Source organism: Nannocystis exedens, assembly GCF_002343915.1.
Classification (GTDB): Bacteria; Myxococcota_A; Polyangia; order Nannocystales; family Nannocystaceae; genus Nannocystis; species Nannocystis exedens.
Window position 1 is genome coordinate 8,988,241 of the sequence record NZ_NETK01000001.1, and the last position, 25,712, is coordinate 9,013,952.

At 71.7% G+C, this 25,712-nt stretch carries 18 protein-coding genes; 6 read left to right on the forward strand and 12 right to left on the reverse strand.

The window, feature by feature from the left end; translation table 11 throughout:
• Positions 1-32: 32 nt before the first annotated feature.
• A complete protein-coding gene (rph, locus tag NAEX_RS35225; RefSeq protein WP_096331860.1) occupies positions 33-2,681 on the reverse strand; it encodes a rifamycin-inactivating phosphotransferase in 2,649 nt (882 codons plus the stop codon).
• Between the two features lie 286 nt (positions 2,682-2,967).
• Here rph and NAEX_RS35230 point away from each other — a divergent pair, with 286 nt between their 5' ends.
• Positions 2,968-3,906, forward strand: coding sequence for a GNAT family N-acetyltransferase (locus NAEX_RS35230; protein ID WP_096331861.1), 939 nt, complete (start codon positions 2,968-2,970; stop codon positions 3,904-3,906).
• A gap of 158 nt (positions 3,907-4,064) precedes the next feature.
• The gene (locus tag NAEX_RS35235) at positions 4,065-4,442 is read left to right on the forward strand and encodes a hypothetical protein (protein ID WP_143141248.1); all 378 of its coding nucleotides are present in this window, start codon (positions 4,065-4,067) and stop codon (positions 4,440-4,442) included.
• Positions 4,443-4,645: 203 nt separating this feature from the next.
• Here NAEX_RS35235 and roxB read toward each other — a convergent pair whose 3' ends face one another.
• The 11 genes from roxB to pepN form a co-directional block, all read right to left on the reverse strand.
• Complete coding sequence (gene roxB / locus NAEX_RS35240; protein WP_096331863.1) at positions 4,646-6,922, reverse strand: rubber dioxygenase RoxB; 2,277 nt, start codon at positions 6,920-6,922, stop codon at positions 4,646-4,648.
• Positions 6,923-7,550: 628 nt separating this feature from the next.
• Entirely contained in the window at positions 7,551-7,976 is a 426-nt protein-coding gene (locus tag NAEX_RS35245; RefSeq protein WP_096331864.1) for a hypothetical protein, read from the reverse strand.
• 110 nt (positions 7,977-8,086) lie between these two features.
• Positions 8,087-8,752 carry an alpha-ketoglutarate-dependent dioxygenase AlkB gene (locus NAEX_RS35250; protein ID WP_096331865.1) on the reverse strand — a complete coding sequence of 222 codons (666 nt, stop codon included), beginning with the start codon at positions 8,750-8,752 and terminating at the stop codon, positions 8,087-8,089.
• A gap of 198 nt (positions 8,753-8,950) precedes the next feature.
• Positions 8,951-9,556 (reverse strand): SGNH/GDSL hydrolase family protein, encoded by a 606-nt coding sequence (locus tag NAEX_RS35255; protein WP_170136268.1) that lies wholly within the window; start codon positions 9,554-9,556, stop codon positions 8,951-8,953.
• 340 nt (positions 9,557-9,896) lie between these two features.
• Positions 9,897-11,273 (reverse strand): sensor histidine kinase, encoded by a 1,377-nt coding sequence (locus tag NAEX_RS35260; RefSeq protein WP_245913869.1) that lies wholly within the window; start codon positions 11,271-11,273, stop codon positions 9,897-9,899.
• Positions 11,270-12,664: a sigma-54-dependent transcriptional regulator gene (locus NAEX_RS35265; RefSeq protein ID WP_096331867.1), complete on the reverse strand. Its 1,395-nt coding sequence runs from the start codon at positions 12,662-12,664 to the stop codon at positions 11,270-11,272. The genes NAEX_RS35260 and NAEX_RS35265 overlap by 4 nt, the downstream gene beginning before the upstream one ends.
• Positions 12,661-15,096 carry an ABC transporter permease gene (locus NAEX_RS35270; RefSeq protein ID WP_096331868.1) on the reverse strand — a complete coding sequence of 812 codons (2,436 nt, stop codon included), beginning with the start codon at positions 15,094-15,096 and terminating at the stop codon, positions 12,661-12,663. The genes NAEX_RS35265 and NAEX_RS35270 overlap by 4 nt, the downstream gene beginning before the upstream one ends.
• On the reverse strand, positions 15,080-15,778 hold the full coding sequence (locus NAEX_RS35275) for an ABC transporter ATP-binding protein (RefSeq protein ID WP_096331869.1): 699 nt from the start codon (positions 15,776-15,778) through the stop codon (positions 15,080-15,082). The genes NAEX_RS35270 and NAEX_RS35275 overlap by 17 nt, the downstream gene beginning before the upstream one ends.
• A 19-nt stretch (positions 15,779-15,797) precedes the next feature.
• Positions 15,798-17,051 carry an efflux RND transporter periplasmic adaptor subunit gene (locus NAEX_RS35280; protein WP_096331870.1) on the reverse strand — a complete coding sequence of 418 codons (1,254 nt, stop codon included), beginning with the start codon at positions 17,049-17,051 and terminating at the stop codon, positions 15,798-15,800.
• A 631-nt stretch (positions 17,052-17,682) separates the two neighbouring features.
• Complete coding sequence (locus NAEX_RS35285) at positions 17,683-18,801, reverse strand: hypothetical protein (protein WP_096331871.1); 1,119 nt, start codon at positions 18,799-18,801, stop codon at positions 17,683-17,685.
• Positions 18,802-19,057: 256 nt separating this feature from the next.
• Positions 19,058-21,703 carry an aminopeptidase N gene (gene pepN, locus NAEX_RS35290; RefSeq protein ID WP_096331872.1) on the reverse strand — a complete coding sequence of 882 codons (2,646 nt, stop codon included), beginning with the start codon at positions 21,701-21,703 and terminating at the stop codon, positions 19,058-19,060.
• Between the two features lie 499 nt (positions 21,704-22,202).
• On the opposite strand from pepN, the gene NAEX_RS51210 reads away from it, so the two are divergent.
• From NAEX_RS51210 to NAEX_RS35310, 4 genes are read left to right on the forward strand one after another with little or no spacing between them, the layout of a single operon-like run.
• The gene (locus NAEX_RS51210; RefSeq protein ID WP_170136269.1) at positions 22,203-22,493 is read left to right on the forward strand and encodes an acyl carrier protein; all 291 of its coding nucleotides are present in this window, start codon (positions 22,203-22,205) and stop codon (positions 22,491-22,493) included.
• Complete coding sequence (locus tag NAEX_RS35300) at positions 22,490-23,437, forward strand: class I SAM-dependent methyltransferase (RefSeq protein ID WP_096331874.1); 948 nt, start codon at positions 22,490-22,492, stop codon at positions 23,435-23,437. The genes NAEX_RS51210 and NAEX_RS35300 overlap by 4 nt, the downstream gene beginning before the upstream one ends.
• 20 nt (positions 23,438-23,457) lie before the next feature.
• Positions 23,458-25,086 (forward strand): AMP-binding protein, encoded by a 1,629-nt coding sequence (locus NAEX_RS35305; protein ID WP_096333832.1) that lies wholly within the window; start codon positions 23,458-23,460, stop codon positions 25,084-25,086.
• Entirely contained in the window at positions 25,083-25,703 is a 621-nt protein-coding gene (locus NAEX_RS35310; RefSeq protein ID WP_096331875.1) for an alpha/beta hydrolase, read from the forward strand. Before NAEX_RS35305 ends, NAEX_RS35310 begins: the two co-directional genes overlap by 4 nt.
• Positions 25,704-25,712: the final 9 nt, after the last annotated feature.

Here is a 25,712-nt window from a genome sequence, read left to right on the forward strand (position 1 = left end):
AGTCCCGACGCTCGAGCGCGCCGCCGTGAACCTCATGTCAGGATTTCGACATACCCGTCCGTCCCGTGCAGGCGGATGCGTTGCCCATCCCGGATCCGCCTGGTCGCATGTTCCACGCCGACGACGGCCGGCAAGCCGTACTCCCGGGCGATCACCGCGCCATGGGTCATCAGGCCGCCCACCTCGGTCACCAGGCCCTTGATGGACACGAACAGGGGCGTCCAGCTCGGGTCGGTGAAGGCGGTGACCAGGATGTCCCCCGGCTCGAGATCGGCCTCGGCCATGTCCAGGACGACGCGGGCTCGGCCCTCGACGACGCCGGAGGAGACCGGCAGGCCGACGATGGCCCCGGCGGGGAGATCGGCGCGTTTGTACGCACCCGTCACGATCTCCCCGTCGGACGTGATGACGCGCGGCGGCGTCAGCTTCTTGTCGCGCTCGTGCTCGACCTTCCGTGTGCGGACGAGCTGGTCGTCCAGCCGATGCGTGCGCACGACCTCGCGCAGCTCGTCGAAGGTGAGGTAGTAGATGTCTTCGGCGTCGTGGATCACGCCGGCCTGCACGAGCCGCTCGGCTTCTCGCAGCAAGGCCTGCTTGTAGACGAAGTAGCGGTTGACGATGCTGTACTTCGGATACTCGCGATAACCGATGAAGTTGCGCAGCCGGTCGATCATCCGCCGGGCCTCGCCGGCCTTCTGCTCCCCATCCGGCAGCCGCCTCAACCGGTCCAACAACGCTTGCGCTCGTTGCGAGGCCTCCTGCCGCCCCTGCTCGAACTTCCGCGCGCCGGCGTGAGGTTCGAAGTTCTTGATGTTGGCCAGGATCAAGGGGACCAGGGCGGCCGGCTTCTCGCTCCAGCGGGCTCTCGTGATGTCGATCTCCCCGGGGCATCGCATGCCGTATTTGTCGAGGTAGGCGAAAATGGCGTCCCGCGCCTCCTGCCCGCCGTCGAGCTCGACCAGCGCATCCAGGAAGCCGTCATGGTTCACCCGCTGCAAGTAGGCGACCACCTGCGGATAGGGGCGGATCACGTCGGCGACATGCAACAGCTCCAGGCCCATCTCCGACGTGATGTTGTTCGGCACGGATTGAGAGAGCGTATCCGCGACGTTCTTCTCGCCCAGCCACGCCAGCATCTTCTCGTTGATCCACGCTGAAGCGTTCATGCCCGCGACGACCACGCCCATGTTCCGTGGATCGAACACGGACTCCCTCAATCGCTGGATGTCCTCCAGGATGAAGTCGAACAAGGCCGTCCCGGACTTGGTGACGATGTCGCGCTTCAGCTCCGCGAGCGCGGCCTGGCTGCGCTCGATCAGCTCCGCGACGATCGCCGGATCGTCCTCGACCTGCGCGTCGAGGCCCGCCATGCCTCGCGTGCCTGGACCGGGACGCGAGGCCGTCGGCTCCGCGGGCAACGGCTGGATGAAGTCTCCCCGCTCGAGGATGGTGACGAGGGCGTCCTTGATCAGCGGATCGGAGCGGCCCAGGCCATCCAGGAGGGCGTCGCGGCTGGCCGGCGAGGCGAGCTGCTTCGTCGGATCGACGAACAACCTGCCGCCCGCTGCGTGCATGTGTCCGCCGGAGGTCAACCGAAACAAGGACAGCCCCAGGGGCTTCATCGGGTCGGTCATCATCTGTTGATGACCGACGGAGACGTAGACGTGATTGCCTCGATCACTCGCTTCGGGGACGGGGTAAAGGGTCGTGATCGGCCGGCTCTGGACGACGTGGAACTCGTCCTCGACCAGGCACCATTCGATGTCCTGGGGGTGGCCGAAATGCGCCTCGATCTGCCGGCCCAGGCGCTCGAGCTGCAGGATCTGCGCGTCCGTCAACACCTGCCCGCGCTGCCGTTCGGGCTCGATCGCCCGTTCTTCGGTACCGCCCTGGGCCAGGGCGCACGTGGCCAGCGCCTTGGTGGCGATCGCGCTTTCGATGACCCGGCCGTCCCGCACCCGGTAGTGATCGGCGCGCGCCAGGCCGGCGACCAGCGCCTCCCCCAGGCCGAAGACGGCCTCGATCGACGTCACCTTCCGATTCGACGTCACCGGATCGGCCGTGAAGAGGATCCCCGCCGCCTGCGGGAAGACCATCTTCTGCACCACCACCGCCATGTGGACCTTGCGGTGATCGAAGCCGTGCTCGATCCGGTAGGCCACCGCCCGCTCGGTGTAGAGCGAGGCCCAGCAGCGGCGGACGTGGCTCAGGATCGCCTGCGTCCCGCGGACGTTCAGATACGTATCCTGCTGGCCGGCGAAGGATGCCCCCGGCAGATCCTCCGCCGTCGCGCTGGACCGTACGGCATAGGCATCGTCCGCCCCGAGCCGGGAAAGAACCCGGGTGAGCGCCGCTTGCAGGTCTTCAGGGAGCGCCGTCGCTTCGATGATTCGGCGCAGCTCGCCGCTGAGCGCCCGGAGCCCGTCCCGGTCCTCCGCCGCGAGCGACGACAGCCGATCGAGCAACCCGCCGCTCGACGGCGCTTCTGCCATGATTCGCCGGAACGCTTCGGTCGTCACGCAAAAGCCGGCGGGCACGCGAATCCCCGCGAGCCTGGACAGCTCCCCCAGGTTCGCGCCCTTTCCTCCGACCACCTCGGCCTGCGTTCGATCGACCTCCTGCAGACCCAGCACATAGGTCGGTCTTCCTCCAGCGATCACCTCATGCTTCGTCTTCGTCATGGCCGAGGACTCTGCGGCATGACGCGGGGCTTGTCGCAAGCCCCCGTGTCTGGTATAACCTGGTAGTGGAGAGGGACAGAGCCTCTCCTTTTCTCGTTTCTACATATTCCCCTCTGCAAACGGAGACGTGCGCCTCGATGCGGGCTCGAAATGCGCGCCTCCGAGGTGTGTTCAAGGGCCTCTCCGACCTTCCTTCGGGTAGCGGCCTCGAGGCATATTGCCCGCTGCGACAGCGCCGCGGCGGTGCTCGGCGGCATTTCCCGCGCATCGTGACGAGGAACGAAGCATGACGACGGAGATCCACCTGCGCCCCTTGCAGGACGCCGACCGGGCCGAATACGCCGACCTGGTCTACTCGGCCTTCAACCACTGGTACTGGCGACACGGCTGGGGTCGGGACTATTTCGGCTGCCACCCGCAGGAGGCCGGCGTCTTCTACGACATCTACAACGACCTCACGCCGGGCTGCAGCGTCGCGGCCTTCGACGGCCGCACCGGCCGGATGATGGGCGCCTGCTTCTACCACCCCCGCGAACACCATGTCTCGCTCGGCATCATGAGCGTGCACCCCAACTACGGCGGCCAGGGCGTCGGGCGCCGCCTCGTCAGCCACATCCTCGATTTCACCAGGGAGAGGGGCTACCGCTCGTGCCGGCTCGTGAGCAGCGCGATCAACATGGACTCCCTCTCGCTCTACAACCGAGCCGGCTTCATCCCCCGCGCCGTCTACCACGACATGGTGGTCGCCGTGCCGGCCCAGGGAGCGCTCGCGGGCGTGCCGGGCGAGGAACACGTGCGCGACGCCCGGCTGGAGGACGTCGCCGCCATGGGGGAGATCGAGATGGAGCTCAGCGGCATCCGCCGCGAGATCGATTACCGCTACGCGTGCCTCGATCCGCGCGACGCGCTCCACGCGAGCGTCTACGAGAACGACCGGCGCGGCATCGACGGCTTCATGATCTCGGTGAAGCACCCCGCGCTGCAGATGCTGGGTCCTTGCGTCGCGCGCAGCGAGGCGGTCGCGCTCGCGCTCGTCCGCCGCGAGCTGAATCGTTTCCGCGGCACCTCGGCGCTGCTCGTGGTGCCGATGGACAAGCGCCGCATGGTCGAGCAGCTCTATGCCTGGGGCGCGCGCAATGTCGAGACCCATTTGAAGGAGGTCTGGGGCGAATACCCCGACGAGAGCGGGGTCAGCATGCCCAGCTTCCTGCCGGAGACGGGCTGATGGCGGGGGCCGACGGGGCCGGCGCGCCCACGGATCTGTAGATTCCTGTCGGCTTCGGCAAGCAGCGGGACCGCGCCGTCGGCCGACCCCGGCGGTCCGAGCTTGTCGGCGAAGTATCGCCGGACGTCGTCATCATAATAGCGCCGGGGCTCGGGGTTGTGTCCGGCGCCGGGCATGATGAGGAGCTCGCATCGATACCTTGTGCACGGCCCGAACGTCGTGACGCCAGACGGAGAGTGGCGGCTGTCGGGGGACCACGCAGCTCGCGGGAGCTTCCACGCGGCGTCGGACTCGCCGTCGCGTTCGACGAGGACGCGGTTTTCGGCGCCCAGGACCGCGAATCCGTCGCTGCGCCGGACGAGCAGCGCGCGGCGATCGGGCGCGAGCACCGTGTCGGGCGCGAGCACGTAGGTCGCGACGTCGTCGGCGGCGAGGGCGACGACCCGGCGATCGTCGAGACCGAGCGCGAAGGCCCGATCGCCGATCCGGAACCCGATCCGCCGATCGTGTCCGGGGCGAGCGCGACTTGCAGGTAGTCCTCGGGCACCGCCGCGCCGGCGAGCCCAGCGCGCAATTCGGCGGGCGCCAGGGCGCAGTGGCCGAGGTCGCCGGCGACGAGCGGCGCCGCGGTCGGGCCGAGATCGATGCGCGAGCGATCGAGCATCGGCGAGTACGCGGCGCTCCGGGAGCGATCGGCAGCGCAGCGGCCGGCCTGGCGGACGAGGGCAGGAGGGCGGCTTCACAGCGTCTTGAGGTACTCGAGGATCGCCCGCCGCTCGTCGTCGGTCAGCACCGACGTGAACTCGTGGCCCTCGTTGCCCTGGCCGTGCATGTGCGTGTTGTAGATCTTCCGCTCTTCCATCTGCTCCTCGGTGAGGATCGGCGGGTAGAGGATGTTCCACACGCCGATGAAGTTCGAGTACAGCGTGCCGAGGAGCAATTGGAGCAGCGGGTCGTCGTCGCTGCCGGGGACGCAATCGATGTACGGCGACACGTCGGGCTGGTTCAGGCCCTTCGACTGGCACGGAATCTCCTGGTAGTACCAGCCGACCTTCTCCGCGTCGTAGGCGGTGAGGCTGGTGTCGTAGCCCATCACCACGTCGCCGGCCTGGTCGGGCCGCGGCGGCGTCGACAGGCGCAGCCAGATGTTCTTGCGCTCCGAGGGCTTCAAGATCTCCCAGACGTTGGGCACCGAGCCGTTGTGGAGGTACGGCGCGGTGGCCCACACGCCGTGGAGCGGCGGGGCGAGGTAGCCGAGCTCGCGATCGCCGCGCAGGTCCTCGCGGTTCTGCGGGCCGCAGTCCTGGTCGGTGCCCGCGGTCTCGGGGTAGCCGAAGAAATTCTTCGCGCCGGCCACCTGCACGGCCTCGTTGTTGGTCTCCATCCGCACGGGGTCGGTGCCGATGACGGCGAGCGGCGTGATGTAGCTGGCCACGCCCTCGAGCTCCGGCCGGGCGAGCCACGCCGGGTCGTTGAAGTACCGCGGCGCGTAGGCCCCGTGGCAGCTCGAGCACGAGCCGTTGCCGGCCTTGGGGTTTTTGATCGGGTTTTCGCGCTCCGGCGCCCACAGGTCGAGCGTGTGGAAGTAGACGGCGCCGATGCCCGCCAGCCCCTCGTCGATCGCAAACGGGTACCTCGGCGCCTTGAGGGTGACGATCCAGTCGTTCGCGTCGGGGCCGTGCTGGCGCATCCAGTCCTGACCGGACTCGCTGAGCTGGCCGAGGATGCCGCCGAAGAGGCCGAAGAACGGGGTGTAGAACACCATGTCGACGCGCGGCGCGTCCATCGGGAACGTCCCGTCGACGAACTTCAGCGCCCGGTGGCCCATGTTCCACCACGACGGCGTGTTCATGCCCGCGGTCGAGCCGGAGGTGAGCACGCCCCACAGGGTCTGGAAGTCGTACCACTCCTCGTCCGGGAACAAGAACGCGAGGTTCACGTCGCTCGCGTTGTTCACCCCGCGGGTGCGGTTGAGGTTGGCGATCGTCGCCGCCGAAGCGAGGTAGCCGAGCGGGAGCATGTCGCGGAGGAAGAGGTTGTGGTCGGCGAGCGGGCTGCCGCTGCCGAGCATGAGCCCGAGCCCGGGGCCGTCCTCCGGGGTGCCGATGCTGCCGGAGTGGCAGCCCTGGCAAGTGATGCCGATCTTGCCGGTCCAGGTGCCGTCGGGCTCGCGCAGGTGGGTGAAGAACTGCGGGAGCCGGCCCGAGCCGCCGTTCGTGAGGTTCGGATCCTCGCCGGGCAAGGGATAGGGGTTCGGCGTCGGTCCGAAGGGCGCACCGTAGCGCTGCGAGACCAACTCGTCGAAGTTGTCGGGCCGCGACGGGAAGCCCCAGATCTGCCAGAGCTTGTTGTACTGGGTCGCCGGAAAGGTGGCGATGCCGAAGCCGGCCGAGATGTCCTGCGGCTCGGTGCCCGAGAACAGCGCCCCCGAGCCGATCGCGCTCGGCGTGAGCAGGGCGCTGCCCCGCTTGGCGCGCTCGCGCAGCTCGCCGCAGGTCCTGGCCGCGCCGACCTCCTGCACGAGCTCCGGATCGACGTGGCAGTCCTTCCAGAACGCGTTGAAGGCGACCGCCCGGCCGTCGCTGACGCCCGGCTGCACCATGGCGCGCGGGTCCTCGGGCAGCACGGTGTCGTCAGGCTTGCACTGACAGAAGTCCCACAGCGCCCAGCCGCCGTGGCTGCTCCACAGCAGCTCGTCGGGCGCCGGCGGCGTGGGGTCGAAGTAGGGCTCGACGTAATAGGGGCTCGACGGGTCGCAGCCCGCCGGCTCGCCGCCGCTGCTGCTGCCGCCGTCGCTGCTGCTGTCGTCGCCGCTGCTGCCGCCGCTCGTGGGCTCGCCGGTGGTCGGCACGGCCTCGTCCGTGGTGACGACGCCCCCGGTGGTGTCGCCCGTGGTGGCGCCCTCGCCGGTGCCGGTGGTCTCGGCGGGCGGGGTGTCGCCGCACGCGAGCGCCGGGAGCAGGAGCGTGGCGAGGGCGATGGAACAGCGTGATGCGGTGCGTTGCGATCGAAGCATCGAGGGCCTCCTCGGGGTGCGGGTCATGGGTCGCGGGCGAACGGAGCAGCGCACGACCTCATCGATCGACGCGTCACCGGACCATCGCTGCACGGTAGAAGGCAAAAGAATTTTTTACAACGAATTAAAAATTTTTCCTGAGATGTGGCCTTTGGAACCCAAAGAACCCCTCGATTGTCTCAATTTTAAACATGGGTTAAAAAATAGGTCTCGTCGCTGGACGAGCCGAATCGACACATCGAGGCCGCTTAACGACGTTCGCAGCAGAGCGGTCGCCTCGCCGCACCCATGCATGCGGGGATCAGCGCGACCGAGCGAGAGCGGGCCAGGACCCGAGCGCGGGGTCCCCGATCGGAGGTCGAGGGCGCAGCGGCCCGCGAGCGCGAGCCGACTCGCGCGAGGGCGACGAATTCACCCTCGACGATCGCCACGAGCGCTCGTACGTGGGGCGATAGCTGCGATCAGCGGCACAACGAGACTCGCTGCGCGCGCGAACCGTCGCCGGCAGGCTCGAGGTTATCGTGGCGAGCTCTGCCGCGGTCGAGGTGGGAACGCCCGTGATCGTCTGCACGCCAGCGACGGGCTCGTCGAACCCGCTCGAGCCGCTCGGCCTGCGAATCGGCGCCTTTCACCGCGCCGGCAGGCCCAGCTCGGCGAGCAGCGCGGCGTAGCGGCGAGCGAGGCGCGGACGGGCGTCGGGATCTCGCTGGCCGGACAGGCGCAAGGACGGGGTGTGGCTGAACTCGAAGCGGTACCTGCCGTCGGGGGCGTCGAGGATCAGGTCGAGCTGGTGGAACCCGTGCCCGGCGGCGCGGTAGTCGCGATGCAGGTGCTCGAGCGCCTGCATGACGGCCGACTCGAGCGGCAGTGAGTGGGGCCTCGCGGGATCGGGCCGCGCGAGGACGAGGAACGCCTCGGTCAAGCTCTGGGCGAGCGCATCCTCGGCGCCGAACTCAGCGTGGATGAACGCCTTCCGCCAGGACAGCCCCGGGGCGAGGCTGTCCATGAACGCGTTTACCACCTGGCCCTGACATTCCACGAGCTTGGGCGACATCGGGCGGTCCTCATCGGGACGTAGCACGGGCGCAGCCCCGGGAACAAGGCCGGGCACGAGGTGTCGGGCCGGCCTGCGAGCCCGGCGGATCTCGGCCGCCTTCTCCCGGCTCAGCGGTCCGCGCGAGGCGCCATGTCGCTGCCGTCGTCGGGCCATACCGGCCGGAACATGATCGCGATTCGCGGGGCGGCGCGAGCGGCCTTCGGCACCGCGTGCTGATACGTGCGCTGGCAACTGCCGCCCATCACCAGCAAGTCGCCCCAGCCGAGCGTCAGCCCGAGCGATGCGCCGCCGCGGGTCGGACGCAGCAGGAAGCGCCGCGGCGCGCCGACCGAGACCGTGGCGACGAGGGCCTCCTGCATCCGCCGTGCGACGTAGTCGCCGTGGAACGCGACGCTGTCGCGGCCGTCGCGGTACAGCGCGAGCGTCACCCGCTCAAAGTCGGTCGCGTAGCGGGCGTCGAGCGCCGACCGGACCGCCCGCAACGTCTCCGCCGCCGGCCCGCGCGCCGCCGGCCGTCCGTGCAGCCGCGGCACCTCGACCTGCCGCTCGTACATCACCCGGTCGTCCGCGCGCCAGCGTGTGCCGTGCAGAAGCAGCTCGAACAATCGAGCATGTCCCGAAAGCCATCCGCGCGCCACGTCGACCCACGCGTCGTCGGCCAGATCGATCCGCTCGAGCGTCGAAAACGACGCGTCGAATTGGGGCACCTCGTGTCCGAACAGCGGGATCTGCCGGGCGAGGCAAATTGCGTCGGGATCGTCGGCGGCGGACATGAGAGCAGGACAGGATGACATGCCGTGCTGCTCTCCGCAGCACGAACAGGCGCGGCGGGCTCTGCCGCACGCGACAAGGGGGGTTGCTACCCTGCCCGGGCCGCTCGAACGACCGCGACGCACGCGCCGACCCGGCACGCGAATCGCTGCGTGGACGCTCAGGACTTTTTCGGCGCTGGGGGGAACCGAATCTGGCGATCACCCCGGATCCAACGCGGCGAAGGCCGGCCAGATCGTCTCGAACCACGCGGCATGGCCGGCGGCGGAGGGGTGGAAGCCGTCGGCGGCGAAGTACTCGGCGTGCTCGTCGAGGCGGGCCGTGCCGAACAGGTCGACCAGCGCGTAGCTGTGGTCGACCGCGAGCCGGCGGACGCGCTCGTTGTAGGCGACGATTCGCTCCTCGATCTGCGCGCGGGCGATCCCGAGGAAGCGCTCGGCGAGCGCCGCGGCGGGCGCATGGGCCAGGTTGGGCAGCGTGCCGACCACGACGGGGCAGCGGGCGCGGTCGAGGCGATCGGCGATCGCCTCGAGGTTGCGGCCGTAGTGCGAGGGGGTCACGCCGCGCCACAGGTCGTTGCCGCCGATGAACAGCGAGCAGACGGTCGGTCGCGCGGCGAGGGCGGCGGCGACCTGGTCGGCGAGCAGCGTCTCGGTGGTCGCGCCGTTGCGGGCGAGGTTTCGCAGCTGCGCGGCCGGATCTCGTCGCTGCAGCCGCGTGAACACGCGATCGACGTAGCCCGCGCCGGCAGGCACGCCGAAGCCCGCGCCTGCGGAGTCCCCGAGGGCGACATAATGGATGGGCACGGCGCGGCAAGGTAGGTCGCCGCGAGGGAGGTGCAAGCGGATCGGCGGCGGGGTCAAGCTCACTGGAGCATCACCGAGTGGGCGCTGGCCGCGCGTGTTGCTGGTGTCACGGGTCAGGCGCTCCGGTCGAGGGAGCGAGCTCAGGCTACCGGCTCGTGTCGTGTCTCGAATGACTCTTCGGACATGTCTTTTTAGGAATGTACGAACGGTCATGTTCGTGACGACGCGGCGTCCCGCGCCGTCGGCCGCGGCCGACGGCGAGCTCGGCGACATCGACGAACGCGGCCGGCGCGAAGTCCTCGTCGCGGTCGAGGTGAATCCGCGAGCGCGGCGGGGGCTTCTAGCCGGCTCTGGCCCGGTTCGCCGTGCGGGCGTCGGCGAGGCGGACCCGCGCCTCGCAGCCGGGGCGACCGTCGCCGCGGTCCAGCAGCGACAGCGAGCCGCCGTGCGCCTCGGCGATCTGGCGCGACAGCACCAGCCCGATCCCGCTGCCGTCCGGCTTGGTGGTGAAGAAGGGGACGAACAGGTTGGCGGTCTCGGCGAGGCCCGGGCCTTCGTCGACGATCGACAGCGCCAGCGCCCCGCCGTCGACGCTCCACGACACCTCGACGCCCGCGCCCGCGCCGGTCGACTGCGCCGCGTCGGCGGCGTTGCGCAGCAGGTTGATCAGCAGCTGATCGAGCTGATCCCCGTCGGCCCGGACGACCGCGTCCGGCCCCGGCCGCACCGTCACCGCCACGCGCCGCTCGAGCGCGACCACGCGGGCGACCCACGCGGCGACGTCGACCTCGCCGAGCCGGGGCCGCGGCAATCGTGCCAGCCGGGCGTACGCCGCGAGGAACCGCGCGAGCCCCTCCGAGCGCCGCGTGATCACGTCGAGCCCGCGCGCGAGGTCGTCGTCGAAGTCGTCCGGTCGCTCCGCCGCGGCCGCCGTCAGTTGCTGGCGCAGGTTGTCGGCGATCGAGCGGATCGGCGCCAGCGAGTTGTTGATCTCGTGCCCGAGCACCCGCACCAATCGCTGCCACGCCTGCCGCTCCTCCTCCCGCAGGGCGCGGCGCACGTCGGTCAACACCAGCAGCGTGTGCGGCAGGCCGCGCTGGCGGAATCGGCTGCGGCGCAGCTCCCACGGGCCCGCGCCGCCGGGGAACACGGTGAGCAGCGTCCGCGGCGCCTCGCCCGCGAGGCACGCGGCGAGCCCCAGCGACGCCGCGTCGCGCCCGAGCAGCCCCGCGCCGCCGCCGAGCAGCCGCTCCGCCGCGCGGTTGGCCAGCCGCAGGTGGCCGGCGTCGTCGAAGGCGAGCACCGCGACGTCGATCTCCTCCATCACCGTCCGCAGCAGCGCCCCGGCCTCGAACGCGCCGAGCCGCTGCTCGCGCAGCGTGTCCCCGAGCCCGTTGATCTCGCGCATCACCTCGGACAGGGCGTCGTCGCCGCGCCCGCCCTCGACGCGCCCGCGCATCGAGAAGTCCTCCTCGCGCAGCGCCGCGAGCAGCCCCGAGACCACCCGCAGCGAGCGCACCACCCGGGCGTGCAGCGCCAGCGTCCCCCCCAGCCACGCGCCGACCACCAGCGCCGCGCACGTCCACCGCACCTTGGCGCTGTGATCGTCGACGAACAGCAGCGCCAGCGCGAGGACCAGCGCCGGGGCCCCGCCCGCGAACGCGAGCAGCAGCACCCGCGTCTCGTGGGCCAGCGCGCGCCGGCGCCGGCCCCTCACGGCTCGAGCCCGTAGCGCGCCATGCGGCGGTAGAACGCGCTGCGCGACAGGCCGAGGCGCTGCGCCGCCTCGCTGACGTTGTTGTTGCAGCGCGCCAGCGCCTGCGCGATGAGGTGCCGCTCGGCTTGCTCGAGGGTCATGTCCTCGAAGACAGGTCCTCGCGCGGACCCGCCGCGCAGCGCGAGGTCCTCGACGCCGATCGCCGACCCGCCGGTCAGCAGCAGCGCGCGCTCGATCACGTGCTCGAGCTCGCGGACGTTGCCGGGCCAGCGGTGCTCGAGCAGCGCCTGCCGGGCCGACGCGTCGAGGTCGACCACCTTGCCGCCGTACCGCGGGCTCTTCGCCCGCAGGAAGTGCTCCGCGAGCCGCAGGATGTCCTCCTTGCGCTCGCGCAGCGGCGGCAGGTGGACCTCGACGGTGTTGAGGCGGTACAGCAGGTCTTCGCGGAACGCGCCGCCCGCGGTGAGCTGCTCGAGCGGCGCGTTGGTGGCGGCCAGCACCCGGACGTCGACCTTGCGCAGCTTCGACGAGCCGACGCGGTGCAGCTCGCCGGTCTGCAGCACGCGCAGCAATTTGGCCTGCTGCGCCGCCGGCATGTTGGCGATCTCGTCGAGGAACAGCGTGCCGCCGTCGGCCAGCTCGAAGCAGCCGATCCGGTCGGTCTTGGCGTCGGTGAACGCGCCCTTGACGTGGCCGAACAGCTCGCTCTCGAACACGCCCTCGCCGAGCGCCCCGGCGTTGACGGCGACGAACGGCCGCGCCGCGCGACGCGAGGCCGCGTGCAGCCAGCGGGCGACGACCTCCTTGCCGGTGCCGTGCTCGCCGGTGATCAGCACCGCCGCGTCGGACGGGGCGATGCGCTCGAGGACCCGCAGGATCGGCGCCATCGCCTTCGAGCCGGCGACCAGCTCCGGCAGCTCGGCGCGCCCGCGCAGCCGCTCGTTCTCGCCCTCGAGCTTGCCGGTCCGCCGCTGCGCCCGCGCGAGGTCGATCTGGGTGCGCAGCGTCGTCAGCAGCCGCGCGTTGTCCCACGGCTTTTGGATGTAGTCGCGGGCGCCCCGGCGGACCGCGTCGACCGCCCCCTCGACGCTGCCCCACGCGGTCATCACCAGCACCGGCAGCGTCGCGTCGAGCGCGGCGATCTTGCCGAGCAGGTCGAGCCCCTCGTGGCCCGAGGTCGTGTCGCGCGTGTAGTTGAGGTCGATCAGCACCGCGTCGAACTCGTGCCCCTCGATCGCCGCGAGGATCTCCGCGGGCGAGCGCGCGAGCTGCAGCTGGAAGCCCTGCACCTTGAGCAGCAGGCGCAGCGCCTCGAGCACGTCGGGTTGATCGTCGGCGATCAGCACCCGCGCGGGCGAGGGAGGCGCGGAGTCTGGCGTCGAGCGGGTCATTCCTGTCGGAGCGCCACCATCGGATCGATGCGGGTGGCTCGCTGCGCGGGAATATACGTCGCCAGCAGCCCGATCGCCACGAGCAGCAGCGTCACGCCGACGTACGTCGCCGGGTCGGCCGGGCTGACCTGCTGCGTCAGCAGCGACGTCATCAGCCGCGTCAGCGCCAGCGCTCCGGCGAGCCCGAGCGCGGCGCCGGCGGCGACCAGCACCAGGCCCTGTCGCACCACCAGCCACACCACGTGGCGAGGCTGGGCCCCCAGCGCCATGCGGACCCCGAGTTCGTGCGTCCGCTGGGCCACCGAGTGGGCCATCGTCGCGTACAGACCGACGGCCGCCAGCACCAGCGCCAGCGCCGCGAACACCGACAGCAGCGCGCTCGTGAAGCGGCGCGGGGCGACCGAGTCGGCGATGTACTGCTCGAGCGTCTGCACCGCGAACACCGGCTGCTCCGGGTCGACCGCCGCGACCGCCGCCCGCACCTGGGTCGCGTACCCGAGCGGTTCGCCCTGCGTGCGCACGCTCAGCGTCATGCCCGACGCGATCCTCGCCTGGATCGGCGCGGGCAGCTGCCGGTACGCGTAGTACATCTGGTACTGCGTCCGCTGCGGCCCGTCGAGCCCGTAGTGGGCGACGTGGCCGACGACGCCGACGATCTCGGCGATGCCCTTGTCGGACATGCCCTCTTGCAGCTGCTGGCCGACCGGGTTCTGTCCGGGGAAGAACTTGTCCGCGAGCGCCTGGTCGATCACCAGCCCCAGCGGGGTCTCTTCCGTGTCGTGCGCCGTGAACGTGCGCCCGGCGTGCAGCGGGATCTTCAGCGTCTCGAAGTGGCCGGCGTCGACGAAGTACGCGACCGCCATCTTGGTGTTGGCGATGACGCGCGGCTCGCCGGCCATCAGGAACGAGCTCTCCGAGGCGCCGGCGAACGGCAGGCCCGACGACGCCGACACCGACACGACGCCGGGGATCTCGGCGACGCGACGCTCGAGCTCGGTCCAGAACCGGCGCACCTCGGCGGCGGTCTTGTAGCGGGTCGTCGGCAGCGAGAGCTCCATCGTCAGCACGTCCCCGGGCGAAAACCCCGGGTCGACGTCGGCGAGCTTGGCGAAGCCGCGGAGCGACAGGCCGGCGCCGACCAGCAGCACCAGCGCCAGCGCGACCTCGACGACGACCAGCAGGTTGCGGACCCGGAGGTGGCCGCCGACGGCGGTCGCGCGGTGGTCGGCTTCCTTGAGCGCCTGGGCGAGGTCCTGCCGCGACGCGTAGATCGCCGGCACCAGCCCGAACAAGAGGCCGGTGCCGAGCGCGACCGCGAGGGTGTACGCGAGCACCGGCGCGTCGACCTCGATCGGCCCGAGCACCTCGATCGCCTGCGGGCGCGCGGCCGCCAGCAGGTCGACGCCCCACAGCGCGACCAGGAGCCCCATCGCGCCGCCGACGAGCCCGAGCAGCGAGCTCTCGACCAGCAGCTGGCGGACCAGCCGCCAGCGCCCGGCCCCGAGCGCGGCGCGGATCCGCATCTCCTTCTGCCGCGTCATCGCCCGCGCGAGCATCAGGTTGGCGACGTTGGCCGCGGTGATCAGCAGCACGAACATCACCGCGCCGTACAGCAGCAGGATCCCCTCGCGGAGGTCCTCGACGAGGTCCTCGTGCATGTCCTGCAGGCGCGCGCGGGTGTCCTGGACCTGCTCGTGGATCTTCGCCAGCCCGTCGCCGACCGCCCGCAGGTCGGCGGTCGCCTGCTCGATCGTGACGTCCGGCTTGAGGCGGCCGACGACGGTGATCCCCGGGTGGCTGCCGCGCGACTGGTAGTTCGGCTCGTCGGCGCGCAGGCCGATCGGGATGATGACGTCGGAGGTGCCGAAGAACCGGAAGTCCGGCGGCATCACGCCCACCACGTCCCAGGGGGCGCCGTCGAGGGTGATCGGCTTGCCGACGATGTCCGGGTCGCCGGCGAAGCGGCGCTGCCAGAACCCGTGCGTCAAGATCACCGCCTTGGGTCCGCGCGGCCGGTCCTCCTCGGCGAGGAAGTTGCGCCCCAGCAGCGGCTCCACCCCGAGCACCGGCAGCACGCTCTGCGAGAACTGCTGCGCCTTGAGCCGCTCCGGCTCGCCCTTGCCGGTGATGTTGACGCTCGCGTCGTTGAACGCCCCCATGTCGACGAAGGTCGAGTTCTGCTGCCGGTAATCGACGTAGTTGAGGTACGCGACCGACATCTCCTCGAACTTCGGCTGCGTCTCGGTCAGCACGACCAGCCGCTCGGGCTGCGCGTACGGCAGCGGGCGCAGCAGCACCGCGTTGACCGTCGAGAAGATCGCCGTGTTCGCGCCGATGCCGAGCGCGAGCGTGAAGACGGCGACGAACGTGTAGCTCGGGCTCTTGGCGAGCACGCGCGCGGCGAACCGCAGGTCTCTAAGCAACGCGCTCATGGACGGTCTCCTCGACGACGCGGCCGTCGAACAGGTGGATCGTGCGCTGGGCCTGGCGCGCGTACTCGGGGTTGTGCGTCACCATCAGGATCGTCGTGCCCGCGCGGTGCAGGTCGCGCAGCAGCGCCATCACGGCGTCGCCGTTCTTCGAGTCGAGGTTGCCGGTCGGCTCGTCGGCGAGCAGGAGCAGCGGCTCGCCTGCGACCGCCCGCGCGAGCGCGACGCGCTGCTGCTGGCCGCCCGACAGCTGCGAGGGCAGGTGGCGGCCGCGGTGGGCCATGCCGACCCGCTCGAGCGCGGCGGCGACCCGTCGCTGCCGCTCGGCGGACGACATCGGGCGGTAGGTCAGCGGCAGCTCGACGTTCTCCGCGACGGTGAGGTCGCCGATCAGGTTGAAGCTCTGGAACACGAAGCCGATCCGCTCGTTGCGGACGCGCGCGCGCTCGGGGCCCGACAGGCCCGAGACCGGCTGGTTGTCGAGCAGGTAGGTCCCCGACGTCGGGGTGTCGAGCAGACCGATGATCGACAGGAGCGTCGTCTTGCCCGAGCCGGACGGCCCCGCGATGCACACGTACTCCCCGCGCGGGACGCCGAAGTGGATGTCGGCGATCGCGTGCGTCTCGACCTCGTCGGTGTGGAAGACTCGGGTCAGCGCTTTCAAGCAGATCAGTGGTTCGGCCATGGCTCGTCCCTTCACGCGGCTATTCGAGTTTGAGGCGGTCCCTGGCGTCGTGCGTCGACATGTCCGAAAGGACGACCCTGTCGCCCTCGGCGAGCCCGGCGAGCACCTCGATCGTCGTCGCCGACGCGCGCCCGAACTCGACGTTGACGCGCGTCGCGTAGCGCTCGTCGGCGTCGACGCGGAACACCCCGAGCGTCGCGTCGGGCTGCGCGTACGCCGGCCGGCGCACGTGCAGGACGTCGGGCAGCCGGTCGAGCTCGACGGTGCCGACGACGTGCAGGTCGGGCCGGGCCCCCTTCGGCAGCGCGCCGGTCAGCGCGACGTCGACGGTGACCGTGCCGCCCGACGCGGCCGGGTCGATCCGCTCGACCACGCCGTCGACCACGCCGTTGCGGGTGTCGATCCGCGCGGGCTGGCCGAGCGCGACGTCCTTGGCGAGGGTCTCGGGGATCTGCAGCCGCGCCTTGAGCCGGTCGGGCCGCGCGACCTTGGCGAGCAGCCCGCCCGGGTTGACCCACTGCCCGGGCTCGAGCGGCAGCTCCTGCAGCACGCCGGCGACGCCGGCGCGGACCTTGAGCGCCTCGACCTGGGCCCGCCGCGTGCGCGCGATCGTCTCGAGGCTCGCGATCTGGGCCTCCTGCGCCGACAACCTGCGCTGCAGGTTCTCTTCCAGCGCCGCCAGCCGCTCGCCCTCGATGCCGACCCGCACCTCGAGCGCCTCGAGCTGCGCCCGCGCGGTCCGCTGGTCGTCGTCCGAGAGGTAGCCGCCGCCGCCCAGCTGCGCGTTGGCGTCCGCCCGCCGGCGCGCGCTCGCGTGGTCGATCTTCAGCGTCGCCACCGTCGACTTCTGCGTCAGCCGTTCGTTGCGCAGCGTCGCCCGCAGCTCCGCGAGCGCCGCCCGGGCCGCGACCACCTGCCGCTCCCCCTCGAGCGCCTGAAGCTCGAGGTCGGGGTTGCCGAGCTCGAGCACCACCGTGTCGGCCTCGACCGCCGCGCCCGGACGCACGTGGATCTTCTCCACCCGCGCGGCCGACAGCGCCGTGATCCACTGGATGTGCTCCGGCACCAGCCGCCCGTTGCCCTGCACCGCGAGCAGCATCTCGCCGCGCTCGACCGCGCCGATCCACAGCCCCGCCTGCGCGACGGCGGGCGGCTCGACGCTCAGGCTGCCGAGAGCGACCGTCGTCAGCGCCAGCGACACGCCGACGAGCGCCGCGGCGACGATCCAGCCGCGGTACCTGGCGAGCCGGCTCCGCTGAATGGGAATGTCCACGCCCCCTGCCCAGCGAAGAGCGTGCCACATGTGATTCCGCGGCTTTACGGCGGCGCGAGCGCCCCCGAGTGTTCGGAGGCGATGCGCCCGATCCCAATTCCGGACACCGCGGCTCCCTCCGAGGCGGTCGGGGCCCGGCCCGCGCCCGCCTGCAACCGCGGAACTCGGCGCGCACCCGGGCTGCCGCGGGCGCACGAATCGGTGCCGGCACGTCGGGCGAGTGGACCGAGCAGCCCGAGCAGACCCGAATGACATTCCATACCGAGTACCTCGCGACCCGCGAGCACGAGGACGCGGTCTCTCTCTTCAACAGCCTCGTCCAGTGCTGGCGCACGGCGGAGGTCGAGCGGGCCGCCCCAGCGGCTCAATTTCCTGCCGAGCGAGGAGTTCCGGGAGCCGGCGATGTACACGCCGCTCTCGTCGCCGAGAACCGTGGGTCATCTCTGCCTGCTCGCGGCGCTCGCTATCTTCTCGGCGTCAGCGTCAGCCGCTTCACGTGGGGCACCGTATGTGGCGAGCCATCGCCCGCAGCGGAATCCGGAGCGGCACCTTTGAGCTCACGGCGGAGGATCGGCGGCGGACGCCTGGCGTATCGTCTCGGCAGTCCATCCGTGTCGACGCCGACGGGACGTCAGCGCTCGGCGTCGAGCAGCGGGAAGCGGGCGATCGCGGCCTTGCTGGCGACGAGCAGGCTGGCGCCGTCGCGGGTGAACGCGAGCGCTTCGATCGCCCGGGCCGCGCCTCGATAGACCTGGATCGCGCCGGACAGGTGCATGTGCACGACCAGCCCGGCGCGCGTCCCCACCGCGAGCCAGCCTCGCGGGTGCCAGGCGAGGCAGGTGACCTCGGTGGTCTTGGTCGTCAGCAGCCCAGCGCCTCCGAGCATGCGCCCGAGCGGGAGGCAGAGTACCTCGCGGCCGCCGTCCACCTCGAACACGGTTAGATCGCGCAGACCGTCCTTGCCGCCGGCGCCCACCGCGACGTGACCGCCGTCGGGGCTCACGGCGAGCGCGCGCATCTGGTAGCCGAGGCCGCCCGTACCCATCTGGTGCGACCAGAGAACTTCCCAGGTGGGCAACCGCGCGGCGCCGACCTCGAGGAACCCGCCGTACACTGCCACGTCGCCGCGCACCGCGAGGTGCTCCAAGCGACTCCAGCGCCCGTAGACGCCACACCGCACGCGGAGCTCGGCGCGGCCCGTGAAGGCGTGTACTTCCGCGACGCCGTCGGCCTCGTCATCATTGAACAGGCTCGAGATCGGGAGGTGGTGTTCGGCGAAGCTCGGATCGAGCGCTCGCCGGCCATGGTAGAAGCCCATCGAGCGCGAGAGGAAGCGCTCGTCGTCGAGCCATACGAAGGGTGGCTGCAACGGGAAGCGCTCGAGCTGTCGCCCGCTGTCGTGGTCGATCACCTGCACCTCGGAGCCGCGCCAGGTCTGCGGCGAACCCTTCTCGGGCAGGCTCCATCCCGACTCGCGGCCCGTGAGCACGAGCGGCCGCGAGGGGTGCACCGCGATCGGCGGCGCGACGTTGGGGGACGCGCGCTGGGTCTCGAGCGTGTCGGCGGCCCGGACGTACAGGACGCCCTGGCGCTCGTCTCCTTGCGCGTCGAGGCATCGGCCGTCCGCGAGCACGATCAGCGTGCGGCCGTCCGGCGACGGCACGGACGCCTCCGTCGGCCGCGCCGCACCGGCGGGTCTCATCCCGGCGGGCCCCGAGGGCTGGATCGAGTGCATCTCGATGGTGCGCACCGGCGCGACTGTAGCGCACGCGAGCACCTCGCGACGACCGCCGGAGACGGCCGAACCGAAGTTTTGCGGAAGCTCCCGCTCGCCGAGCCGGTTCCGCGGCGACCTGCGCGGGACCGGGGCCCCTCGGGCGTGTCCTGGGCTCTCTGACCCGTAAGCCCCCGAATCGGGGCGATCGGGGACCCGGGGCGAGGCGGGGCGTTTTGCCAGGGGTCAGAACCGTCGACGTAGAACCACTGCGGCCCGCGACGAGCCGTGTTCACGCCGGCGCGAGGGCGCGGTCGACGATCTCGCGGACCGCCTTCGACAGGCCCGAATGACCCGCGATCCGCTCGAGCTGGGTGCGCATGCTCTGCTGGCGGGTGGCGTCGAAGCGGCGCCACGGGTTGAAGGCCGCGACCAGGCGGGCGGCGAGCTGGGAGTTGTGGGCGTCGATGGCGAGCACCTTGTCGGCGACGAGCGCGTGGCCGCGGCCGTCCTTGCGGTGGAACTGGTGCTGGTTGCGCATGCCGAACACGCCGACGAGCGAGCGGGCGCGGTTGGGGTTGAGCAGGTTGAAGTCGGGGTGGTCGGCGAGGGCGGTGACGCGCTCGAGCGTGTCGGGGTGGCCCGACGCGGCCTGCAGGGCGAACCACTTGTCGAGCACCAGCGGGTCCTTGTGCCAGCGGCGGTGGAACTCGGCCAGGGCCGCGTCGCGCTCGGGGCCGCCGTGCTCGATGAGGCAGGCGAGCGCGGCCTCGCTGTCGGTCATGTTGTCGGCGAGGTGGAATTGCGACATCGCGAGGGCGACCAGCTCGGGCTCGCCGAGGGCGACCAGGTAGGCGAGGGCGAGGTTGCGGAGCTTGCGGCGGTCGACCTCGGCGCGCTCGATGCGGTACTGGCCCTGCGGCGCGGTGCTCTGATAGATGGCGAGCAGGGGCTCGCGCAGGGCCGCGGCGAGGGCCTTGAACGCGAACTCGCGGGCCTCGTGCAGCGCGTCGACGGCGACGACCGGCTGGTGCTGGCCGAGCAGCCGCTCGTTCGGCAGGGTCAGCGCGAGGGCCTTGAGCGAGCCGTCGAGGCCGGGGTCGGCGACGATCTCGGCGCACGCGGCCACGAAGGCGGGGTCGAGCGCGAGCGGGCGGCGGGCCTCGACGTCGGCGGCGAGCCGCAGCAGCACGCGCCGGCCGAGCTCCTGGCCGGCGTCCCAGCGCGAGAAGCTGTCGGGGTCGGCGGCCATGAGGCGGGCGAGGTCGGCGTCGCTGCGCTCGACCTCGAGCTCGACCGGGGCCGAGAAGCCGCGCAGCAGCGAGACCACCGGCGCGGCCGCGACGTCGTCGAAGCGGAAGCTCTGGCTGCGCTCGCGCAGCTCGAGCACGCGGGTGTCGGCGCTCGCGGCTGTCTCCCCGGACAGCTTGAACGAGAGCGGGCCGTCGGGGCCGACGAGGCCGACGGCGACCGGGATGTGCAGCAGCTCGGCGCTCGTGCGGCCGCGCGGCGGGGCCTGCTCGAGCGTGAGGGTGTAGCTGCGCGCGTCGGCGTCGTACTCGCCGCGGGCGCGCACGACCGGCGTGCCGACCTGGCTGTACCAGCGCCCGAACTGCTCGAGGTCGACGCCGTTGGCGTCGGCGAGGGCGGCGCGGAAGTCGTCGCAGGTGACGGCTTGGCCGTCGTGGCGCTCGAAGTAGAGGTCCATGCCGCGGCGGAAGCCGGCCTCGCCGAGCAGGGTCCGCATCATGCCGATGACCTCGGCGCCCTTCTCGTACACCGTCGTGGTGTAGAAGTTGTTCATCTCGATGTACGACTCGGGCCGGATCGGGTGGGCCATCGGGCCGCTGTCCTCGGCGAACTGATTGGTGCGCAGCGCCAGGACGTCGCCGATCCGCGCGACCGCGGGCGAGCCCATGTCGGCGCTGAACAGGCGGTCGCGGAAGACGGTGAGGCCCTCCTTGAGCGTGAGCTGGAACCAGTCGCGGCAGGTGACGCGGTTGCCGGTCCAGTTGTGGAAGTACTCGTGGGCGATGACCGACTCGATGCCGTCGTAGTCGTCGTCGGTGGCGGTGTCGGGCCGCGCCAGCACGTACTTGGCGTTGAACAGGTTGAGGCCCTTGTTCTCCATGGCCCCCATGTTGAAGTCGCTCACCGCGACGATCATGTAGATGTCGAGGTCGTACTCGCGGCCGAACTTCTCCTCGTCCCAGCGCATCGCCGCCTGCAACGAGCGCAGGGCGTGGGCGCAGCGGTCGATGTTGTCGGGCTCGACCCAGATCTCGAGGCGGACGGTGCGGCCGGAGCGGGTCAGGAATTCGCCGGGGAAGCAGCGCAGGTCGCCGGCCACCAGCGCGAACAGATAGCTCGGCTTGGGGAACGGGTCGTCCCAGCGGGCGAAGTGGCGGCCGCCGTCGAGGTCGCCGGTGGCGACGCGGTTGCCGTTGGCGAGCAGGACCGGGTACTTGGCCTTGTCGGCCTCGACGACGACGCTGTAGCGGGCCATGACGTCGGGGCGGTCGAGGAACCAGGTGATCCGGCGGAAGCCCTCGGCCTCGCACTGGGTGCAGAAGTTGCCGCTCGAGCGGTAGAGACCCGACAGCTCGAGGTTGTCCTGGGGCTTGATCTCGACGACGGTCGCGAGCGTGAAGCCGGCGCCCGGCGCGGGGATCGTCAGGCTCGTCGGGGTGACAAAGTACTCGCCGGCGGACAGCTCGCGGCCGTCGAGCGCGACCGACACGTGGGCCAGGTTCTCGCCGTCGAGCACCAGCGGCGCGCCCTCGGGCGTGCCGTCCATGCGCCGCACCGTCAGCGTCGCGTGGACCCGCGTGACGTCCTCGCCGAGCTCGAACCGCAGGTCGACCCGGTCGATGGTGTAATCGGGGCGGCGGTAGTCCTTGCGGAAGATCGGCTGCGGCGCGGGCTTGGCCTCGGTCATGGTCCTGGTGTACCGAGCGCGCCCCCCTGCTTCAAGCCCGCCAGGGCCCGCACAGGGCCATACGGCGGTTTGCGGGGCCCGGCGGCGTGCGAGTGGGCGCACGCGGGCCCCGGGCGCGCCGCGCGGGGCGGGCGCCCGCGGCGAGGGCGTCCGGCCGCCGCAGCGCCGGGCGAGCTGCGGCGCAGCCGACGGAGCGCGGCGAGTGTCGACATTGGTGATTCACGCCACGATCGCGGGTGTGCACATTGTGACGCGCCGCGCCTGCGCGCCGGCCGACGCGGGCCCGGCCCGGTCGGCGGCCGCGGACCCGCGCCCCCTGAGAGGCCCCGAGCGGCCGTGGGAGGCCGTCTGCGCGGTTTCACCGGCTTCGCGGCGGATGCTCACGCGCGCCCGGCGATCCCGCGGCAAGGCGGCGTCGCTATCCCGGTCGCCCTCGATGACGGGGCGCCGCCCTCGCGCGATACACCGCGAGGACGGCCCAATTACCGGAGATCTTATCGTGGACGGAATCATCGACAATGACCTGATCCTCGCCCGCGTGCGGGCGCTGATCGCCGAGAGCGTGCGTCAACCGGCGGCCGCGATCCCGCTCGACGCCCGCGTCGACGGCGGCGAGCTCGGCATCGACTCCCTCGGGCTCATCAAGCTGATGGTGCGCATCGAGGAGGCGTTCGACATCACGATGCCCGACCTCGCCGCGCCCGGGGCGGCGCCGTTCGGCTCGGTGCGCGAGGTGGCGGCGCTCGTGGCCCGCCAGGTGGCCGCGCGCCAGGCGGGAGGTGGCCAGTGACCCGCGTCGCCCACACCCGCGCCGAGCGGGAGGCCAACCTCCGCAGCGCCGCCGACCAGCGTGAACACGAGCGCCAGGCCGTCGCCGCCCATTATGAACACAGCCCCGAGATCTTCTCGCTGGTGCTCGACAGCCGCCTGGCCTATGCGACGGGCGTGTACGAGCACGCGGGCGAGGACCTCGAGACGGCCCAGGCCCGCAAGTACGCCCGGATCGCGGCGAAGCTGGACATCCGGCCGGGCCAGCGCGTGCTCGACGTCGGCTGCGGCTGGGGCTCGAACCTGCTGTACCTGGCGCAGCACACCGAGGGCGTGTTCCAGGGCATCACCCTGAGCGCGCAGCAGCGCGAGGAGGCGCTCCGCCGGGCCCGCGCGTGGGGCGTGGCCGACCGCGTGCAGATCGACGTGTGCCACGTCGAGGACCTGAACCTGCGGCCCGAATCGTTCGACGCGGTGCTGTTCAGCGGCAGCATCGTCCACATGCACAACCGCCCGGCGGTCCACCAAATGGTGGGCGAGGTGCTGAAGCCCGGCGGACGGGTGCTGATCTCCGACTGTTACTTCCCGGTCCAGCCGCGCGGCGATCGTGACAGCGCGGCCACCGAGTACATCTTCGTCGAGGCGCTCGGCTACTGCCGCCTGATCGGCCTGGCCGAGGAGCTGCAGCTGATGGAGCGCGCCGGCCTCGACATCCTCCACGTCGAGGACCTGACCCGCCACTACGCGCAGACGCTGGCCCACTGGATCGACAACGTGCGCAAGCACCGAAGGACGATCGACGCCATGGCCCCGGGCTTCGCCGCGGTGCTGCAGCAGTACATGACGGTGGCGCGCATGAGCTTCGCCCGCCGCACGGCGCTCGAGTACATGATCCTGGCGACGAAGGGCGCGCCGACGGTCGACCCGGGGGCGTGGCCGATCGCGCAGAAGGGCGGGCGGTCGTGAGCGCGCGGACGCTGGCAGGGATGCTCGAGGCGCGCGCCGACAGCCGCGCCGAGGCGACCGCGCTGCGCTGCCGGGCGAGCGGCGACGATTGGCGCGAGTACACGTGGGCGGGCTACTGGCAGGGGGCCCGCCGGGCCGCGGCGGGGCTGTGGGCCCGCGGGGTCCGCCCCGGCGACCACCTGCTCATGCTGGTGACCGACGTCGAATCGGCGGTGCTGACATTGTTCGGGGCGTGGTCGATCGGCGCGGTGCCGATCCAGGTCGGGCTGCCGTTCCGCCTCACCGACGTCGCCGGCTTCATCGCCCAGCTCGAGGACACCGCGGCCCGGCTCGACGCGCGCGCGCTGGTGTTGTCGGCGGCGCTGGCCCCGTTCGCGCCGACGTCGGCGGGGCTGCCGGTGCACGTCGCCGAGGAGCTGACGGCGAGCGAGCCGGCCCAGGACCTCCCGCACCCCGATTCGTTCGCGGGCGAGACGGCGCTGATCCAGCTGACCAGCGGCAGCACCGGCAAGCCGCGCGGGGTGGTGCTGACGCACGAGCGGCTGGTGCGTCACCTGGCGTGCATGAGCCGGGTGCTGCCGAGCCGCGAGGACTCGATGGCGGTGTCGTGGCTGCCGCTGCACCACGACATGGGGCTCATCGGCGGGCTCTTGTTCCCGTTTTATAATGGCTTTACCGCCCACATGATGTCGCCGCTCGACTTCCGCGGGCGGCCGCTGGTGTGGCTGGAGGCGATGGCGAGGTTCAAGGCGACGATCTGCGCGGCGCCGCCGTCGGCCTACGCGATGCTGCTGCGCCTGGCGCCGAAGGCGATCGCGGCCGGCTACGACCTGTCGGCGTGGGAGTGCGCGATGGTCGGCGCCGAGCCGATCTCGGCGCCGCTGCTGCGCCGGTTCGCCGACGCGTTCGCGCCGACGGGCTTCCGCGCGGAGGCGTTCTTCCCGGTCTACGGGTTGGCGGAGGCGACGGTGGCGGTCAGCTTCCCGCGCCTCTTGGCGCCGACGCGGGTGCTGCGGGTCGATCGCGCGACGCTCGAGCGCGAGGGCGCGGCGACGCCGTCGGACGAGCCGCACGCGCTCGAGCTGGTGGCGGTGGGCCGCCCGATCCCGGAGACCGAGGTGCGCATCGTCGACGCGACCGGCGAGCCGCTCCCGGAGCGTCGGGTGGGCGAGATCCGCGTGTGCGCCTCGACGCTGATGCAGGGCTACTACAAGGACCCCGCGGCCACCGAGGAGGCGCTCGCCGAGGGCTGGCTGCGCACCGGCGACCTCGGCTTCGTCGACCGCGGCGAGCTGTTCGTCACCGGGCGCTGCAAGGACATCATCATCCGTGGCGGGCTCAACCTGATCCCGTCGGTGATCGAGGACATCGCCGCGGAGGTCGAGGGCGTGCGCGCGGGCGGGGTCGCGGCGGTCGGCGTACGCGAGCCGGAGCTCGAGACGGAGGTCGCGTACCTGGTCGTCGAGACACGGCTCGAAGGACAGGAACAAAAAGACCTGCGCGCCCGCCTCGACGCGGCGCTGCAGCTGCGCGGGGTCACGGTCGATCGGATCGCCCTGGTCGCCCCGGGCTCGCTGCCGAAGACGACCAGCGGCAAGCTGCGGCGGCGGGAGATCGCGGCGATGCTCGCCCGCGGCGAGGTGCCGTGAGCGGGGAGGCGAGCGTCCTGCGCGGCCCGGCGGGCCCTCTGGAGGCGATCTATCGCGCGCTCCCGGGGGCCCGCCGGGTCGCGGTGCTGTGCCACTCGCACCCGGAGTACGGCGGCAGCATGTACGACCGCGTGCTGCACCGGATCGCCTGCGGGCTGCACGCGGCCGGGGTGTCGACGCTGCGCTTCAACTTCCGCGGGGTCGAGGGCAGCGCCGGGCGCTTCGACGGCGGGGACGGCGAGGCCGAGGACGTGCGCGCGGCGATTGATCGGGCGGCGCGGGACCACGAGGAGGTCGCGCTGATCGGGTTCTCGTTCGGCGCGTGGGTCGGGCTGCGGGTCGGCGCCGGCGATCCTCGCGTCACGCGAATGGTGGGACTCGGATTGCCGGTCGACGTGTTCGAGTTCGGCTGGCTCGGCGAGCTGCGGCGGCCGCTGCTGCTGGTCCACGGGACGCGCGACGGCTGGGGCGCGATCGAGAAGGTGCGGGCGCTGGCTGCTGCGAGCGGCGAGGCGGTGCGGCTCGTCGAGGTCCCCGGCAGCGATCACGTGTTCGCCGGTCACCTCGACGCCGCCGCGGCGCCGGCGATCGCGTTCGCGGCGGACGCTCTGCGGTGATTCGGCGGC